This is a genomic window from Cryobacterium sp. TMT2-10, from assembly GCF_004403075.1.
Taxonomy (GTDB): domain Bacteria; phylum Actinomycetota; class Actinomycetes; order Actinomycetales; family Microbacteriaceae; genus Cryobacterium; species Cryobacterium shii.
The window spans coordinates 1-16,595 of sequence record NZ_SOGW01000009.1 but is presented as its reverse complement, the minus strand read 5'-3'; the positions used below and the strand labels follow the sequence as shown (position 1 = coordinate 16,595).

The following is a 16,595-nucleotide window of genomic DNA, read 5'->3' as shown; positions in this document are numbered from 1 at the left end:
AGCACGCCCGGTGTGCGGGGCGAACTCGACCGGAAGTGGCGAAATGGGCGAAATGGGCGGGCGGCCGCACGGGCGTCGAGCGAGCAGCCGGACGAGCAGCCGCACGAGCGCCGAGCGAGCAGCCGCACGAGCAGCCGCACGGGGGACGAACGAGCAGCCGGGCCGGCGCTAATCGCGCAGGGTCGCGCCGAAGCGGGCGGCGGTCACGGACACGCCGGCGAGCTTGGCGTCGCTGGCCTCCGCGGCGGTGAGGGTGCGGTCCGGCGCCCGGAAGCGCAGGGCGAAGGTCAGCGACTTGCGTCCGGGCAGGATGCCCGTGCCCCGGTAGTCGTCGACGAGCTCGGCCTGGTCGAGCAGCGGACCGCAACCCTGGCGCACGGCCTGGAGCACCTCGCCGGCCGGAACCTGAACGTCGACCACCAGGGACAGGTCCTGGGTGGCGGCGGGCATGGTCGCGATCGGGATGGCGTGCAGCTCGGTGCCGGCCTGCGCGAACACGGCCGACAGGTCGATCTCGGCGACGGCGACGACCGCGGGCAGGTCGGCGTCGCGGGCGATGCGGGGCAGCAGTTCGCCGGCGATTCCGACCGAGGTGAGCCCGGCATCCGTCGTCACGAACAGTTCCGCGGTGCGTCCCGGGTGCATCGCCTGGTGTGAGCCCTGGCGCACGGTGATGGCGACCCCGGAGGCGAGCGCGACCTGGCGTACCGCCGCGAGGGCGTCCTGCCAGCCGGCCGCGACCGCGGGCTGGCCCGGCTGGTGGCGCACGGTGAAGCCGGTCAGCGCGATGGCCACCGAGAGCGGCTGCGGGGGGATGCCCGCGTTCAGTTCGGCTTCCAGCTGCCGGCTCGGGCGCACCGCACCGGGAGGAACGACCGAGCTGCCGTAACGGATGCCGGCCACCGGCCGGAAGACCGTGCCCAGTTCGAAGACGGCCAGGTCGGTGATCCCGCGAGAGCGGTTGCGGTGCATGATCTGCAGCAGCCCGGGCAGGATCGAGGTGCGCAGGAACGGCGCCTCCCCGTCGAGCGGGTTGGCGACGCGGATCTGCGGCACGCCCGTTTCGGCAGTGCCGCCCGTTCCGGCCGTGCCGGCCGGGAGCCCGAACAGGTTGTTGGACTTCTCCGAGACGAACGGGTACGCGAGCACCTCGGTGTGGCCGGTGGCAGCGAGGGTCTGGGCGACCTGGCGGCGCAGGGTCTGCGCGTGGGTGAGGCCGCGGCCGGGCGGGGCGACCGGCAGCACCGACGGGATGCGGTCGTAGCCGACGATGCGGGCGACCTCTTCGGCCAGGGTCCACTTGTCGGTCAGATCGGGGCGCCAGCTGGGCGGCGTGACGTTCAGGCCGGTCTCGGTCTCCTCGAGGGAGGCGCCGATCTCGGCCAGCGAGGAGCGCACCTCGTCCGGGGTGTACTCGAGCCCGATCAGTCCGGAGATGAAGCCGGTGGGCAGAATGATGGGCGCGGCGTCGGGGGTGGCGTCGTGCAGGGAGCCGAGGCCGTCGGCCTCTCCCCCGGCGAGTTCGACCAGCAGCTGCACGACGCGGGCGGCGGCGACGGCGGCGACGGCCGGGTCGACCCCGCGCTCGAAGCGGCGGGAGGCCTCGCTGGGCAGCTTGTGCCGGCGGGCCGTGCGGGCGATCGACACCGGATCGAAGTTCGCGGCCTCGATCAGCACATTCGTGGTTCCGGAACCGATCTCGGTGCTCTGGCCGCCCATCACGCCGGCCAGGCCGATCGGCCCGGATTCGTCGGTGATCAGGAGGTCTTCGACGTTCAGGGTGCGGGTGACGTCGTCGAGGGTGACGAGTTTCTCGCCCGGCTGGGCGCGGCGCACGGTGATACCGCCGGCGAGACGGTCGAGGTCGTAGCCGTGGATCGGCTGGCCGAGCTCGATCATCACGTAGTTGGTGACGTCCACGATCAGCGAGATCGAACGGATGCCGGCCAGCTTCAGCCGGGCGATCAGCCAGGCCGGAGACGGCCGGGTCGGGTCCACGCCGCGCACCGCGCGGGTGACGAAGACGCTCGCGCCGACGCGGCCGCGGATCGGGGCCTGATCGTCGATCGTGACCGGGAAGGCGACCGTGGAGGCGACGGGCGAGATGGCCAGGGCGGGGTCGCGGAAGGCGGCCCCGGTGGCGTGCGCGTACTCGCGGGCCACGCCGCGGATCGAGAAGGCGTAGCCACGGTCGGGCGTGACGTTGATCTCGACGGCCGTGTCGTCCAGGCCCAGCAGGCTGATCGCATCCGTGCCGATCTCGGGGTCGAGCCCGAGGCTGCCGAGCACCAGGATGCCATCGTGCTCGTCGCCGAGGCCGAGCTCGCGGGCCGAGGCGATCATGCCGTCGGACACGTGGCCGTAGGTCTTGCGCGGGGCGATCGGGAACGGGCCGGGCAGCACAGCGCCGGGCAGGGTCACGACGACCTTGTCGCCGACGACGAAGTTGTGGGCGCCGCAGACGATGCCGTGCACGGCGGGGCCGCCGTCGGCCGCGAGCTCGTCGCCGGGCGCGACGCGCACCTGGCACCAGTTGATGGTCTTGCCGTTGGTCTGCTCTTCGCCGACGAACTCGAGCACCTGGCCGACGACGATCGGTCCGGTCAGCTCGAAGCGGTGGATCTCTTCCTCTTCGAGGCCCACGCTCACCAGGGCGGCGTGCACGTCTTCGGGCGTGGTGCCCGGGGCCAGGTCGACGAACTCGCCCAGCCAGCTCAGTGGGACGCGCATCAGACGGTCATCCCGTACTGCTGGCTGAACCGGACGTCGCCTTCGACCATGTCGTGCATATCCTTCACATCATTTCGGAACATCAGGGCCCGTTCGACGCCGACGCCGAACGCGAAACCGGAGTAGACCTCCGGGTCGATCCCGGCGGAGCGGAGCACGTTGGCGTTGACCATGCCGCAGCCGCCCCACTCGATCCAGCGGGCGCCGTCCTTGAACGTCGGGTGCCACAGGTCGAGTTCGGCGCTCGGCTCGGTGAACGGGAAGTAGTTCGGGCGCAGGCGCACCTTCGCCTCCGGGCCGAACATGGCCTTGACGAAGTGGTCGAGGGTGCCGCGCAGGTGCGCCATGGTGAGTCCCTTGTCGATGGCGATGCCCTCGATCTGGTGGAACACCGGCGTGTGCGTGGCGTCGAGCTCGTCGGTGCGGAACACCCGGCCGGGGGCGACGACGTAGACCGGCAGCTCGCGGGACAGCAGGGCGCGCAGCTGCACCGGGGAGGTGTGGGTGCGCAGCACCAGGTGCGCCTCGGGCGGGTCGATGAAGAAGGTGTCCTGCATGGCGCGGGCGGGGTGGTCCTCGTCGAAGTTGAGCGCGTCGAAGTTGAACCACTCGCTCTCGAGCTCGGGGCCCTCGGCGACCTCCCAGCCCATGCCCACGAAGACATCCGCGACCCGTTCCTGCAGCAGGGTGAGCGGATGCCGGGCGCCCGGCGTCCAGGTTGACGCCGCCGCGGTCACGTCGACCGTTTCGGCCGCGAGCTGTGCGGCGGCCTCGGCCTCGGTGATCGCGGCCTCGCGGGCGGAGAACGCCTGTGCGACGGCTCCCCTGGCCTGGCCGAGGAGCTTGCCGGCGGCAGCCTTCTGGTCGCCGGGCACGCTGCGCATCAGCGCGTTGAGCCGGGCCAGCGGGGACGCCTCCCCGGTGTGCTGGGCACGCACGGTTTTCAGGGCCGCGGAGTCGTTCGCGGCGGCAATGGCGGCGAGAGCGGCGTCGACGGCCGCGCTCACGGCTGGTTCGGAGATCTCAGTGGGGTCAGACACAAGTCCCAAGTTTAGCCTCGCCGGACCTGGTCGCCGCCCATCTGGTTGCCCAGCGCCGCGGGGTACGCCAGCTCGGGTTCGACCGGTTTCTCCGGCGGGGTCTTGGTCTTCGGCGTCACGCCGCCGGACTTGGACCCGGTGCGCCGGGCGATGACGCGGGCCAGCCAGGACAGCGACAGGTTCATCGCCAGGTAGATCGCCAGCACGACGAGGAAGAAGGAGAACGAGTAGCGGCTGCCGAAGAAGTTCGTCAGGCCCTGCCCGCTGCGGAGGAGCTCCTCGTAGCCGACCACGAACGCGAGGGAGGTGTCCTTGAGGAGCACGACGAGCTGCGCGATGATGATCGGCAGCATCTGCCGGAACGCCTGGGGGAACTCGATCCGAAGCCGTGTCGCCACGGGGGTGAGCCCGATGGCCAGCCCGGCCTCGCGCTGCCCGCGGGGCAGGCTCTTGATGCCGGCCCGCAGCGCCTCGCCGATGATCGCCCCGTTGTAGACGGACAGCGCGGCGACGCCGGCCCAGAAGGAACCGGTGGAGAAGACGAGGAGGATGAAGAGCATCATCAGCAGCACGGGCATGCCGCGCACGAATTCGAGCACGACCGTGGTCGAGATCCGAAGCCACCTGGTGTCGGACACGCGTCCGAAGGAGAACAGCACGCCGAGCGCGAGCGCGAACACGGCGGCGACACCGGCCATCCGGAGGGTGTTGAGGGCTCCGCGGCCGAGGGTGCGCCAGACCTCGCGGTCGGAGAAGACGTCCCAGCGGGTCGCATCCCAGAGGCCCGGCTGCTCGGCCCCGTTGGCGCTGGTCTTGGGAGCGCCCAGGGCCAGGATCAGCCAGGCCAGGCCGGCGGCGATGATGAGTCCGGTGACCACGGAGAAGATCCGCGACCGCATGATGGCCTTCGGGCCCGGAGCGTCGTAGAGCACTGACGTCATCGGAGGACCGCCACCTTCTTCTCGACCCGCGCGGCGATCACGCCGAGCGAGATGGTGACCAGCAGGTAGAAGGCGGCGACGGCGAGGAGAATCGCGAGCACCTCGTCCCCGCGTTCGTTGGTGACCTTGCGGGCGGCACCGAACAGTTCGAAGACGAAGAACGCGCCGGCGACCGAGGTGTTCTTCGTCAGGGCGATGAACACGTTGATCAGCGGCGGGATGACCATGCGCACCGCCTGGGGCATGACCACGAAGGACAGGGTCTGGGTGAACGTCAGGCCCACGCTGCGGGCGGCCTCGGCCTGGCCCACGTGCACGCCGTTGACGCCCGAGCGCAGTGCCTCGGCGACGAAGGGCGAGGTGTACACGGTGAGGCCGATCATGGCGAGCACGAAGTAGCCCGGGGAGAACTGCAGGTACGGGAGGATGAAGGCGCAGAAGAACAGCACCAGGGTGAGCGGGGTGTTCCGCACGATCTCGGTGTAGACCGTGGCGAATCCGCGCAGGGATGCGACCGGCGAGATGCGCATTGCCGCGATGATGATGCCGAGTACGAGCGCTCCCGTGCCGGACAAAAGAAGAAGGCCCAACGTGTTCTTGAAGCCTTCCAGGAACACGGGCAGGTTTTCGATGACTGCGTCCACAACTCACCTCCTCTTCTGTGTTGTCTGGTTCTGATCTGAACTGAGCGTGGGGTGCCTGGGTGACAGGCGAATGCACTGGTCGGGGCGACCGTTCTGACGTCCGGCCGCCCCGATCAGGTTCGAGCAGGTGTTACTAGTACCGGTTGACGGCCGGCGGGGTGGGGGTCTCGAGCACCGTACCGGCGGTCTTTTCCCAGGCCTTGGCCCACGTGCCGTCCTTGAAGGACTCCTCGAGCGTGTCGTTGATGAAGGTGCGGAACTCGGTGTCGCCCTTCTTCAGGCCGATGCCGTAGGGCTCCTTGGTGAAGGGCTTGTCGACGACCTCGAACTCACCGGCGTTCTGGTCGGCCAGGCCGGCCAGGATGACGTTGTCGGTGGTCACGGCGACGACCTCGCCGCTGCGCAGCGGGCCGAGGCAGTTGGAGTAGGTGTCGGTCGCGAGCACCTTGTCGGTGTAGGCCGTGATGTTCTTCTCCGACGTCGATCCGCTGACGGTGCAGACGGACTTTCCGGCGAGGTCTTCCGGGCTCTTGATCTTGTCCGGGTTGCCCGCGAGAACGAGGAGGTCCTGGCCGGCTTCGTAGTACGGTCCGGCAAAGTCGACGACCTGCTTGCGCGTGTCGTTGATCGTGTACGTGGCGACGACGAGGTCGACCTGGCCGTTCTGGATGAAGGGCTCGCGGTTGGCCGACACGGTCTCGGTCCACTTGATCTTGTCGGCGGGGATGCCGAGCTTGGACGCGATGAGCGTGCCCATCTCGACGTCGAAGCCGACCGGCTGGCCGTCCGGGCCCCTGAGGCCGAACAGCGGCTGGTCGAACTTGGTGCCGATGGTGATCGATCCGGCTTCGCTCAGCTTCGCCATGGTGGTGCCGGCCGCGAATGTCGGCGCCTTCTCCACGGGTGCGGCGGTGGGCTTGGCGGCCGAGTCGGTGCAGGCACTGAGGGTGAGCACGCCGGCAAGGGCAATGGCCGAAAGCATTAGACCTTTTTTGAGTCTCATGGTGTTTCTCCTGATTGCTGTGTCATCCTGCGCACCGGTTAGTGGGCAAGTATTTTGGAGAGGAAATCTTTCGCTCTCGTGCTCTGGGGGTTCGTGAAGAACTTCTCCGGCGTCGTCTCCTCGACGATCTCGCCCTCGGCCATGAAGATCACCCGGTCGGCCGCCTTGCGGGCGAAGCCCATCTCGTGCGTGACGACGATCATGGTCATGCCGTCGCTGGCGAGGTCGATCATGACCTCGAGCACCTCGTTGATCATCTCGGGGTCAAGCGCGCTGGTGGGCTCGTCGAGCAGGATCACCTTGGGGTCCATGGCGAGGGCACGGGCGATCGCCACGCGCTGCTGCTGGCCGCCGGAGAGCTGGGCCGGCATCTTCTTCGCCTGGTTCGCGACGCCGACGCGTTCGAGCAGGACCATGGCCTTCTTCTCGGCGTCGGCCTTCGACAGGCCGCGCACCTTGATCGGGCCGAGCGTGACGTTCTCGAGCACGGTCTTGTGCGCGAACAGGTTGAACGCCTGGAACACCATGCCGACGTCCGCGCGCAACCGGGCGAGGTCTTTGCCTTCGTCCGGCAGCTTCACGCCGTCGATGGTGATGACGCCGGCGTCGATCGTCTCGAGCCGGTTGATGGCGCGGCAGAGGGTGGACTTGCCCGACCCGCTCGGGCCGATCACCACCACGACCTCGCCGCGATTGACGACGGCGTTGATCTTCTTCAGCACGTGCAGGTCGCCGTAGTGCTTGTCGACGTCACTGATGACAACTAGCGGCTCACCGCGCAACACCGTGATGTTGGACGTCGCCGGCGCAGACTCTGTAGGCTCCATGTCCCCCAACCTAAGGCACAAAGAAAGACGGCCGCACCACAAATTTTGTGGTATGGCCGTCATCGATCGGATCAGCTGCGCTGCGCGAAGGCACTTTCATACAGGCAAACGCTGGCCGCAGTGGCGAGGTTCATCGATTCCGCGTGACCGTAGATCGGCACCGAAATGGAGCGGTCGACCTTGGCCAGGTCTTCTTCGGTGAGCCCGCGGGCCTCGTTGCCGAAGAGCCACGCGGTCGGCGCGACCAGGAGGCCCTCGGTGCGGGCGGCCAGCAGATCGGTGCCCTTGATGTCGGCGGCAAAGACCTGCAGACCGGCCTCTTTGGCGCGCTCGCGCACGTCCTCGAGGGTCGCGCTCACGGCAACGGGGAGGTGGAAGATCGACCCGGTCGACGACCGCACCACCTTGGGGTTGTAGAGGTCGACGCTGCGACCGGTGAGGATGACGGCGTCCGCGCCGGCAGCATCCGCTGCACGGATGATGGTGCCCGCGTTGCCGGGATCGCGCACCTCTTCGAGGATGGCGATGAGTTTGGGGCCGTCAGCGAAGATGTCTTTCACCGAGGTGGGGAACTGGTGGCACACGGCCACGAAGCCCTGGGGGGTGACCGTGTCTGCCATCGTCTCGAGCACCTGCTCGGTGACGAATTCGACCTCGACGCCCGCGTCTTTCGCGGCGTCCGCGATGTCGGTGTGGCGCTCGAGTGCGGTGGGGGTGGCGAAGAGTTCGAGCACGAGGTCGGGACGGAAGTTCAGGGCCTCGGAGACGGCCTGCGGGCCCTCCAGGAGGAACAGCCCCGTCTCGGATCGAGCGGCTCGATTCGCCAGTTTCGCGACGGCCCGCACACGCGGCGAACGGGGATTATCTAACATGCGTCCAGCTTAGTTGCCGAGGCCCGCGGGTGATGCCCCCGCGCGGGGCACAGCGGAACCGGTCGGATCGGGCGCCCGGGCACGCAAAACGGGAGCGGGCGCCAGGCCCGCTCCCGTGAAGAGTGCGACGTTCAGGTGGTGCTGAAGTGCTGCGTGCCGAAGAGCTGCGAAAGCTACGCGGCGACCTTCGGTGCCGACGTGTCGGCGGGCAGTGCTGCCTTGGCGCTCTCGACGATGGCCGCGAACGTGGCGGGCTCGTTGACGGCCAGTTCGGCCAGGATGCGACGGTCGACCTGGATTCCGGCCAGGGCGAGGCCCTGGATCAGACGGTTGTAGGTCAGGCCGTTCGCGCGGGACGCAGCGTTGATCCGCTGGATCCACAGGCGACGGAAGTCACCCTTGCGTGCACGACGGTCGCGGTAGCTGTAAGTGAAGGAGTGAGTGAGCTGCTCCTTCGCCTTGGTCACCAGACGCGAGCGCTGGCCGCGGTAGCCCTTGGCGCGCTCGAGAATTACGCGACGGCTCTTGTGGGCGTTTACGGCCCTCTTTACTCTTGCCATTTTTATTGATCCTTACGGGGTACGGGGTCTAGCGACCGAGAAGCTTCTTGATGACCTTGATGTCGGCCTTGGCCAGCACCTGGTCCTGGTTCAGGCGGGACTTGCGCTGGGTGCTCTTGACCTCGAGGTTGTGGCGCAGGCCGGCCTGCTGCTTCATGATCTTGCCGGAGCCAGTGACCTTGAAGCGTTTCTTCGTCCCGGAGTGGGTCTTCATCTTAGGCATCTTTTTCCTCCAGTTTCGCTGCCTTATCAGCAACTTTGTCAGCCTTGTCGGCAACCTTTTCTGCCCGGTCGGCAGCCTTGTGTGCGTTGATCTCAGCCTTGGCTTCCGCTTTGTTCTTCAGCGGGCCAACAACCATGACCATGTTTCGCCCGTCGATGGTCGGGCTCGATTCCACGGAACCGAACTCGGCGACATCCTCGGCAAATCTTTGGAGCAGACGTACGCCCTGGTCGGGACGGGACTGTTCACGGCCACGGAACAAAATCATGGCCTTGACCTTGTCGCCGGCCTTCAGGAAGCCTTCGGCGCGTTTGCGCTTGGTCTCGTAGTCGTGCTTGTCAATCTTGAGACGGAAACGAACCTCTTTCAGGATCGTGTTCGCCTGGTTGCGCCGGGCCTCCTTGGCCTTCTGCGCAGCCTCGTACTTGAACTTGCCGTAGTCCATGATCTTGGCAACGGGCGGCTTCGAGGTCGGTGCAACCTCAACGAGGTCGAGGTCGGCCTCCTGTGCCAGGCGCAGCGCAACATCGATGGCCACGACTCCGACCTGTTCGCCGTTGGGACCAACGAGACGAACTTCGGGGACGCGGATACGGTCATTTGTACGGGGATCGCTGATGCGTCTCTCCTCTTCTCATTCATCGTGGCTACAGCCAGGTGACGGATGTCGCCCGGAGACGAAGAGAGGAAAAATAACGTCTGGACTGCCGGTCACAAATGCCCGGTTGTCACAGACGACACCCTGTCTACCTTCGCGCATCGTGATCTTGTGACGGATCCAGTGCCGCGACGGCGGAGTGCAACTACCCGGTAACCTTTATGAAGCGGTATGCGCGGGTGGGAGATTATCCACTTTCGTACCGAGACTTGCATCTCGGAGCCCGGATAAGTCTAACAGAGGAATACAGTGACCAACAGCAACGAGCAGGATGCAGTCCAGGCAACACGCGATATCGCCGATGTGGCAGCGGTGGAAATCATCACAACGGCATCCGTGCACCTGATGAGTGCGGCCGCGGTGAAGGTGGGACTGGCCGACGACCCCGAGAACCAGATCGACCTGGACGAGGCGCGCAAGCTGATCACCGCGCTGGCCGGACTGATCACCGCGGCCGCCCCGGACATCGCCGACATGCACGCGCGGAGCCTCCGCGACGGGCTGCGTTCGCTCCAGCTCGCGTTCCGCGAGGCGTCCGCCATCCCGGATGCCATCGGTCAGGGCCCGGGCGAGAAGTTCACCGGCCCGGTCAACTAGCAGGTCGTCGCCTGGTCGCCTGGTCGCCTGGTCGCCAGGTCGCCTGGTCGCCTGGTCGCCGCTGCGCCACGGCGCCGAACCGTGAGTTCGGCACCGTTTCGGGCACGGAAAACCGGCCAAACTCACGGTTCGGCGGGGATAGGCAGCATGAGGGACGGGGAATCATGGAGTTGAGGCTGTTGGTGCCGTTCCGGCGGGATGCTGCGGTCGCGCAGCGGGCCACACCGGAGCGGCGGCGCTTCACGTCGTCCGTGCTGGTGCCCTACCTGGGCACCCTGGTGCTGACCTGGCCCGGCCTGGTCCCCAGTTGGGTGCTCTGGCCGGTGATGGTCCTCGTCTTCGGCACGATGACCGTTCTCGGCAACGTCTGGGCGGACCAGGACGCCCTGGACGCCCTCAGGGACGACCCCGACACGGATGCCGGCGGGCACGCCGGCGCGGACCGCGACGGCGACCTCTAGGCCAACACGGCGTCCACACGTCCAGCACGGCGTCCGGCGAACCAATTCGACGGAGATTCTGGCCTAAAACGCCGCATTCCGAGCTGGCGGGCCCGATTCGGGCAAAATCGCCGTCGAATTCGTTCGGGCTAGGTCTGGCAGCGCGGGCACCAGAAGGTGTTCCGCAGCTCGAGCTCTGAGCGGCCCAGGGTGCCCCGCTCGATCAGGGTGCCGCAGCGCCGGCACGGCTGGCCGGCCCGGGAGAACACCCAGCTCTGCATGCCCCGGCGGGCGTTGCCGGTGGTGATGCGCTCGGTGCGGTCACGGTTGGCCAGGATCAGCCGGCGGGCGAGGTCGACGAGGGCCGGGACATCCGTCGCCTCACCGACCGGCCGGGTGGGCAGCAGCCCCCGCAGGAAGCACAGCTCGTTGACGTATTCGTTGCCGAGTCCGGCCAGGTTCCCCTGGTCGGCGAGCGCCACCGCCACCGGCCGATCGGGGCGCTCCCGGATGCGGCGGGTCGCCTCGGCCGCGTCCCAGTCGGCACCGAGAAGGTCGGGCCCGAGGTAGGCGAGCAGTTCGGCCTCGCGGTTCAGCGGCACCACCTCGAGCACACCGAGCTCGAAGCCGACGGCCACCCATTCGGCCGTCTCCAGCACGATGCGAGCCTGGAAGGCCGGGCGCTTCCAGGCGCTGCCGTGCCGGTAGAGGTGCCAGGAGCCCTCCATCTTCAGATGCGAGTGGATGCTGTACTCCCCCACCCGCATCAGCAGATGCTTGCCGCGGCTGACCACTTCGTGCACGATCTCGCCGGTCAGGTCCACGGTGGCGTACGCCGGAACCCGCACGTCGCACCGGGTGAGCCGGGCGCCGTGCAGCGCCGCGTCGAGATTGTGCGCGGTGCGATAGACGGTGTCGCCCTCAGGCATGGCTCTCCTCAGGCATGGTGCTTGTCACGCGGTGCCTCCCGGCACGGGTTCGGCACGGGTTCGGCACGGGTTCGGCACGGGTTCGGCACGGGTTCGGCACGGGTTGCCTCAGACGTGCAGGTTGTTACGCGGTGGCTCCGGGCACGGCGTTCCTCAGGCATGCAGCTTCAGCCCCCGCGGGGTCACGCCGAACCCGGCCGCCTGCAGTGCGGCGCCGAGCGGGGTGCCCATCACGAAGACCCCGTTGACGGTCTCGACACCGAGCTTGGGAACCCGACCGGCCTTCACCGTGCCGGCCAGGGAGAGCGCGGCGGCCGTCACTGCGGAGTCCGGTTCGCCAGGCTCGAATGCGAGCACGGACTTGCCGCCGCGCTCGACGTAGAGCACCAGCGCCCCGTCGACGATCACGACCAGCGCGCCGGCCTTCCGTCCGGGGCGGTGCCCGGTGCCGTCCGGCAGCGGCGGCCAGGGCAGCACGGAACCGTAGGGGTTGGCCGGATCGGTGGCGGCCAGCGTCACCGCGCTCAGCGCGGCGCCCGATCCCGAGCCCGAACCTGAGCCCGAACCCGCGTCGGCGACGAAGGAGCGCAGCCGGTCGACCGTGCCGACGGTGGCGAACTGGGCCGCGCCCAGCCCCTCGATGAAGTAGCCGCGGCGGCACCGCCCCATCTCCTCGAAGCCGCTGAGGGTGCGGTAGGCGAGCGCGAAACCGCCCGTCACGCCCTCGCCCATCACGGCGCCGCGGGTGACGACGCCGTAGCGCTCCAGCAGGGTCTCGCCGAGGGCGTGCGCACGGCGGGTCGGGGAGTCGTCGGCCACCGGCACGACGGACCAGCGCCCGGAGACGGTCGGCGGGCCGCCGCGGGCCGGCAGGGTCGGCCGGGCCAGGATTCGGCCGCCGTGCAGCCGAGCCCGCGGGGCAGCCCGGCGGGTGCCGTGCGCCGCCTTCCCGCCGGAAAGGAGCGCGCGCACGGGCGCGAAGGTGTCGTTGCCCACCAGACCCGCCCAGACCAGGTCCCACAGCGCGGCAGCGAGCCCGGCGTCGTCCTGGCTGCCGACGGCATCCGCCAGCTGCCGGAAGAAGAAGGCGCCCCCGCCGCCCAGGGTGGCCAGGATCTCCTGCTGCAGCGCCGTGGTCTCCAGCGGCGGCGGCAGCGGCAGGGTGAGCGGCGCGGTCTCGCTCAGGTGCAGGCTGATCCAGCCGTCGTTGCCGGCCAGCGTGCCGGAGCCGGCCCAGAGCACCTCACCCGCATTCGTGAGTTCGTCGAGCATGGCCGGCCGGTAGTCCTCGATCCGGGCCGGCAGGATCAGCGACTCCCACGCCGAAGCGGGGATGCGGGCTCCCTCCAACTGCTCGATCACGGATGCGACGCCGTCCACACCGCGCAGCCGCCCGCCCACGTGCTGCCAGGCCGGCAGGAACCGCCCGACGGTCACCTGGTCGACCGGCTCGACCTCATGCCGGAGTGCGGCCAGCGACCGGCGGCGCAGGCGGCGGAGCACCTCGGCGTCGCACCACTCGCTGCCGGTGCCGTGCGGCCGGAACTCGCCCTCGACGACCCGGCGGGCGTTGGCGAGCCGGCGGAGCGCCCCCAGTGCCACGGCGGGGCCGAGGCCGAATCGTTCGGCCACGTCGGCGACCGTGAACGGGCCGTGGGTGCGGGCGTACCGGCTGACCAGGTCGCCGAGCGGATCGAGCACGGGCTCGGTGAACACGGCCGGCACGCCCTGCGGCACCGGCACGCCGAGCGCGTCCCTGAGCCGGCTGATGTCTTCGACGGCCGCCCAGCACGGCCGGCCGGCGACGCCGACGGGCAGCACCCGCCGGGCGGCGACGAGAGCCTGCAGGCCTTCGGCCGCCGCCGGTCCGCCCTGCGGGTCGAGTCGGGCGGCGACCTCGTCGGTCGTCAGCGGGCCGAGGCCGCGGAGCAGGTCGGCGATGCCCTCGATCCCCCGCGCCTTTCGGTCGGCCGGCAGCCGCTGCAGTTCCGCGTCGGTCTGCTCGATCACCACCGGGTCGAGCAGCTCCCGCAGCTCCACCCGGCCGAGGAGCTCGGCCAGCAGGCTGGAATCGATCGAGAGCGCGGTGGCTCGGCGCTCGGCGAGCGGGGAATCCCCCTCGTACATGAACGCGGCCACGTAACCGAAGAGGAGGGTGCTCGCGAACGGGCTCGCGGCATCCGTCTGGATTTCGACCAGGCGCAGGGCGCGGCTGTCGATGCGCCGGGTGAGGTTCAGCAGCGCGGGCAGGTCGTAGACGTCCTGCAGGCACTCGCGCACGGTTTCGAGGATGATCGGGAAGGTCGGGAAGGTGCGGGCCACGTCGAGGAGCTGGGCGGCCTTCTGGCGCTGCTGCCACAGGGGCGAGCGCCGCCCGGGGTTGTATCTCGGGAGCAGCAGCGCGCGCGCGGCGCACTCACGGAACCGGGCCGCGAACAGGGCGGAACCGCCGACCTCGTCGGTGACCAGCTGCTCGAGTTCGTCGGGGTCGAAGACGAAGAGGGAACTCTCCGGGGGTTCGGACTCGGTGTCGGGGATGCGCACGACGATGCCGTCGTCGCTGGCCATGCAGGCCCCGTCGATGCCGTAGCGTTCCCGCACCCTCGCGCCAACCGCCAGCGCCCACGGCGCGTGCACCTGCAGGCCGAACGGGGAGTGCAACACGACCCGCCAGTCCCCCAGCTCGTCCCGGAAGCGCTCGACGACGAGGGTCTGGTCGGTGGGCAGGTTCCCCGTCGCGGCGCGCTGCTCGGCGAGGAACGCGAGCAGGTTGTCGACGGCGCGCTCGTCGAGGCCGCCCGCCCGGCAGCGGGCCCTGGCGCCCTCGGGCGGGAGCGCGGACACCTCGCGCAGGAACGCGCCGATCGCCTCGCCGAGCTCGGCCGGACGGCCCAGGCCGTCGCCCTTCCAGAACGGCAGCCGGCCGGGCTCGCCGAACGCCGGCAGCACCAGCACGCGGTCATGGGTGATCTCCTGGATGCGCCAGCTCGTCGTGCCGAGGGCGAAGACGTCGCCCACCCGCGACTCGTAGACCATCTCCTCGTCGAGTTCGCCCACCCGGCGGCCGGTGGCCTGGTCGCCGCCGACCATGAACACGCCGAACAGGCCCCGGTCGGGGATCGTGCCGCCGCTGGTGACCGCGAGCCGTTGCGCGCCCGGACGGCCGGTGAGGATGCCCGTCTCCCGGTCCCAGACGATGCGGGGGCGCAACTCGGCGAACTGGTCGGAGGGGTACCGGCCGGCGAGGAGGTCGAGGGTGGCCTCGTAGGCCGAGCGCGGCAGGGAGTGGAAGGGGGCGCTGCGGCGCAGGGTGTCGAACCATTCCTCCGCGTCGATGGGTTCGAGCGCCGTCGCGGCCACGGTCTGCTGGGCGAGAATGTCGAGCGGGTTGGACGGCACCGACAGGGATTCGATCAGGCCGGCGACCATGCGCTCGGCCGCGACGGCCGCGTGGATGAGGTCGGCCCGGTGCTTGGGGAAGATCACCCCGCGGGATACCTCCCCCACCTGGTGCCCGGCCCGGCCCACCCGTTGCAGCCCGCTGGCCACCGACGGCGGCGACTCCACCTGCACCACCAGGTCGACCGCGCCCATGTCGATGCCGAGTTCCAGGCTGGAGGTGGCGACCACGCAGCGCAGCCGCCCGGCCTTGAGGTCATCCTCGATCAGCGCTCGCTGTTCCTTGCTCACCGAGCCGTGGTGAGCGCGGGCCAGCAGCGGCTCGGCCCCGGCGGACTGGCCGCTCGCGCCCATCAGGGCTGCGGGCGGGCCGGCGGGTGTGGCCTGTCCTGCGGGGACTGGGGCCGCGGATGTCCCCGCGACCGTCGCCGCTCCGGCGGTTGCGACGCCGACCAGTTCGGGCTGGGCCACATCCTCCAGACGCTGGGCGTAGATCTCGTTGAAGCGTGCGGTCAGGCGTTCGGCCAGCCGCCGCGAGTTCGCGAACACGATCGACGAGGTGTGCGCGAGCACCTGGTCGACGATGGCCTCCTCGACGTGCGGCCAGATCGACCCGGTCTGCGGCGCGGCCGCGGCGGTGGACCCCTCACGCACCGGCACCGGTCCGACCTGGCTCATATCGTCGACGGGCACCACCACGCTCAGGTCGAACCGTTTCCCGGCGGCCGGTGCCACGATCTCGACCGCCGCGGAACCGCCGAGGAACCGGGCCACCTCGCTGGCCGGGCGCACGGTGGCGGACAGCCCGATGCGCTGGGCCGGCCGGGCCAGAAGATCGTCGAGCCGCTCCAGGGAGACGGCCAGGTGGGCGCCGCGCTTGCTGGCCGCCACGGCGTGCACCTCGTCGATGATGACGGTGTCGACGCCGAGCAGGGACTCCCGCGCCGCGGACGTGAGCATGAGGAACAGCGATTCCGGGGTGGTGATCAGGATGTCCGGGGGCGTCTTCACGAGGCTGCGGCGCTCGTTCGCGGGGGTGTCTCCCGAGCGCACTCCGACGGTGACGTGGGGCGGGTCGAAGCCGAGCCGCCGGGCCGCCTGCGTGATGCCGACGAGCGGGGCGTGCAGGTTGCGTTCGACGTCGACGCCGAGGGCCTTGAGCGGCGAGATGTAGAGCACGCGCGTGCGCGGGACGGCCGTGGCGTTCGGACTGCCGGCATCCGTCGCCGTGGGACCCGGGGCCGTGCGCTCGGCGGCTGTGCGATCAGTGTCTGTGGGATCGGCGGCCGGGCGCTCGGTGGCCAGGCGGTCGATGGCCCAGAGGAAGGCCGCGAGGGTCTTACCCGAACCGGTCGGGGCGACGACCAGCGCGTGGGAGCCCCGGGAGATGGCGTCCCACGCTCCGAGCTGCGCCTCGGTGGGCGCGGCGAATGCCTCGCCGAACCACGCTCGGGTGGCCGGCGAGAATCGGTGCAGCACCTCACTCATGGCACCATCTTCCCTGATCGGGCTGACAAGTCCCAGATGAGGGCGCACTCCTGTTCTCACCGCCCCGCGCCCCGCTTGGAACCAATTCGACGGAGATACTGCTCTTACAAACGGGATTCGGCCCGTTTTGGCGCGTTTTCGGCAAAATCTCCGTCGAATTGGTTCAGGGCAGGGGCGGAGCGGGCGAGCGGGCCGGCGAGCGGGCCGGCGAGCGGGCCGGCGAGCGGGCCGGCGGGCGAGCGAG

General features: G+C 69.6%; 14 protein-coding genes. 2 read left to right on the top strand and 12 right to left on the bottom strand.

Annotated features, from left to right (window positions below):
* Positions 1-168 precede the first annotated feature (168 nt).
* From pheT to infC, 10 genes are all read right to left on the bottom strand, one after another.
* Positions 169-2,730 carry a phenylalanine--tRNA ligase subunit beta gene (pheT, locus tag E3T37_RS00800; protein WP_134364963.1) on the bottom strand — a complete coding sequence of 854 codons (2,562 nt, stop codon included), beginning with the start codon at positions 2,728-2,730 and terminating at the stop codon, positions 169-171.
* Positions 2,730-3,770 (bottom strand): phenylalanine--tRNA ligase subunit alpha, encoded by a 1,041-nt coding sequence (gene pheS, locus E3T37_RS00795; RefSeq protein ID WP_134364962.1) that lies wholly within the window; start codon positions 3,768-3,770, stop codon positions 2,730-2,732. Before pheS ends, pheT begins: the two co-directional genes overlap by 1 nt.
* An 11-nt stretch (positions 3,771-3,781) precedes the next feature.
* On the bottom strand, positions 3,782-4,711 hold the full coding sequence (locus tag E3T37_RS00790; protein ID WP_134364961.1) for an amino acid ABC transporter permease: 930 nt from the start codon (positions 4,709-4,711) through the stop codon (positions 3,782-3,784).
* Complete coding sequence (locus E3T37_RS00785) at positions 4,708-5,355, bottom strand: amino acid ABC transporter permease (RefSeq protein WP_134364960.1); 648 nt, start codon at positions 5,353-5,355, stop codon at positions 4,708-4,710. The genes E3T37_RS00790 and E3T37_RS00785 overlap by 4 nt, the downstream gene beginning before the upstream one ends.
* Positions 5,356-5,488: 133 nt before the next feature.
* Positions 5,489-6,337 carry a glutamate ABC transporter substrate-binding protein gene (locus E3T37_RS00780; RefSeq protein ID WP_370292120.1) on the bottom strand — a complete coding sequence of 283 codons (849 nt, stop codon included), beginning with the start codon at positions 6,335-6,337 and terminating at the stop codon, positions 5,489-5,491.
* 59 nt (positions 6,338-6,396) lie between these two features.
* Positions 6,397-7,185 carry an amino acid ABC transporter ATP-binding protein gene (locus E3T37_RS00775; RefSeq protein ID WP_134364958.1) on the bottom strand — a complete coding sequence of 263 codons (789 nt, stop codon included), beginning with the start codon at positions 7,183-7,185 and terminating at the stop codon, positions 6,397-6,399.
* Between the two features lie 71 nt (positions 7,186-7,256).
* A complete protein-coding gene (locus E3T37_RS00770; RefSeq protein ID WP_134364957.1) occupies positions 7,257-8,057 on the bottom strand; it encodes an RNA methyltransferase in 801 nt (266 codons plus the stop codon).
* Positions 8,058-8,230: 173 nt separating this feature from the next.
* Positions 8,231-8,617, bottom strand: coding sequence for a 50S ribosomal protein L20 (gene rplT, locus E3T37_RS00765; protein WP_134364956.1), 387 nt, complete (start codon positions 8,615-8,617; stop codon positions 8,231-8,233).
* A 28-nt stretch (positions 8,618-8,645) separates the two neighbouring features.
* Entirely contained in the window at positions 8,646-8,840 is a 195-nt protein-coding gene (rpmI, locus tag E3T37_RS00760; RefSeq protein ID WP_134364955.1) for a 50S ribosomal protein L35, read from the bottom strand.
* The gene (gene infC, locus E3T37_RS00755) at positions 8,833-9,459 is read right to left on the bottom strand and encodes a translation initiation factor IF-3 (RefSeq protein WP_134364954.1); all 627 of its coding nucleotides are present in this window, start codon (positions 9,457-9,459) and stop codon (positions 8,833-8,835) included. The genes rpmI and infC overlap by 8 nt, the downstream gene beginning before the upstream one ends.
* A gap of 288 nt (positions 9,460-9,747) precedes the next feature.
* On the opposite strand from infC, the gene E3T37_RS00750 reads away from it, so the two are divergent.
* Both E3T37_RS00750 and E3T37_RS00745 read left to right on the top strand, forming a co-directional pair.
* A complete protein-coding gene (locus tag E3T37_RS00750; protein WP_134364953.1) occupies positions 9,748-10,095 on the top strand; it encodes a DUF1844 domain-containing protein in 348 nt (115 codons plus the stop codon).
* A gap of 164 nt (positions 10,096-10,259) precedes the next feature.
* The gene (locus E3T37_RS00745; protein WP_134364952.1) at positions 10,260-10,556 is read left to right on the top strand and encodes a hypothetical protein; all 297 of its coding nucleotides are present in this window, start codon (positions 10,260-10,262) and stop codon (positions 10,554-10,556) included.
* Between the two features lie 128 nt (positions 10,557-10,684).
* Here E3T37_RS00745 and E3T37_RS00740 read toward each other — a convergent pair whose 3' ends face one another.
* Both E3T37_RS00740 and E3T37_RS00735 read right to left on the bottom strand, forming a co-directional pair.
* Positions 10,685-11,464 (bottom strand): DNA-formamidopyrimidine glycosylase family protein, encoded by a 780-nt coding sequence (locus E3T37_RS00740; RefSeq protein WP_134364951.1) that lies wholly within the window; start codon positions 11,462-11,464, stop codon positions 10,685-10,687.
* 153 nt (positions 11,465-11,617) lie between these two features.
* Positions 11,618-16,351 carry an ATP-dependent helicase gene (locus tag E3T37_RS00735; RefSeq protein ID WP_134364950.1) on the bottom strand — a complete coding sequence of 1,578 codons (4,734 nt, stop codon included), beginning with the start codon at positions 16,349-16,351 and terminating at the stop codon, positions 11,618-11,620.
* Positions 16,352-16,595 lie beyond the last annotated feature (244 nt).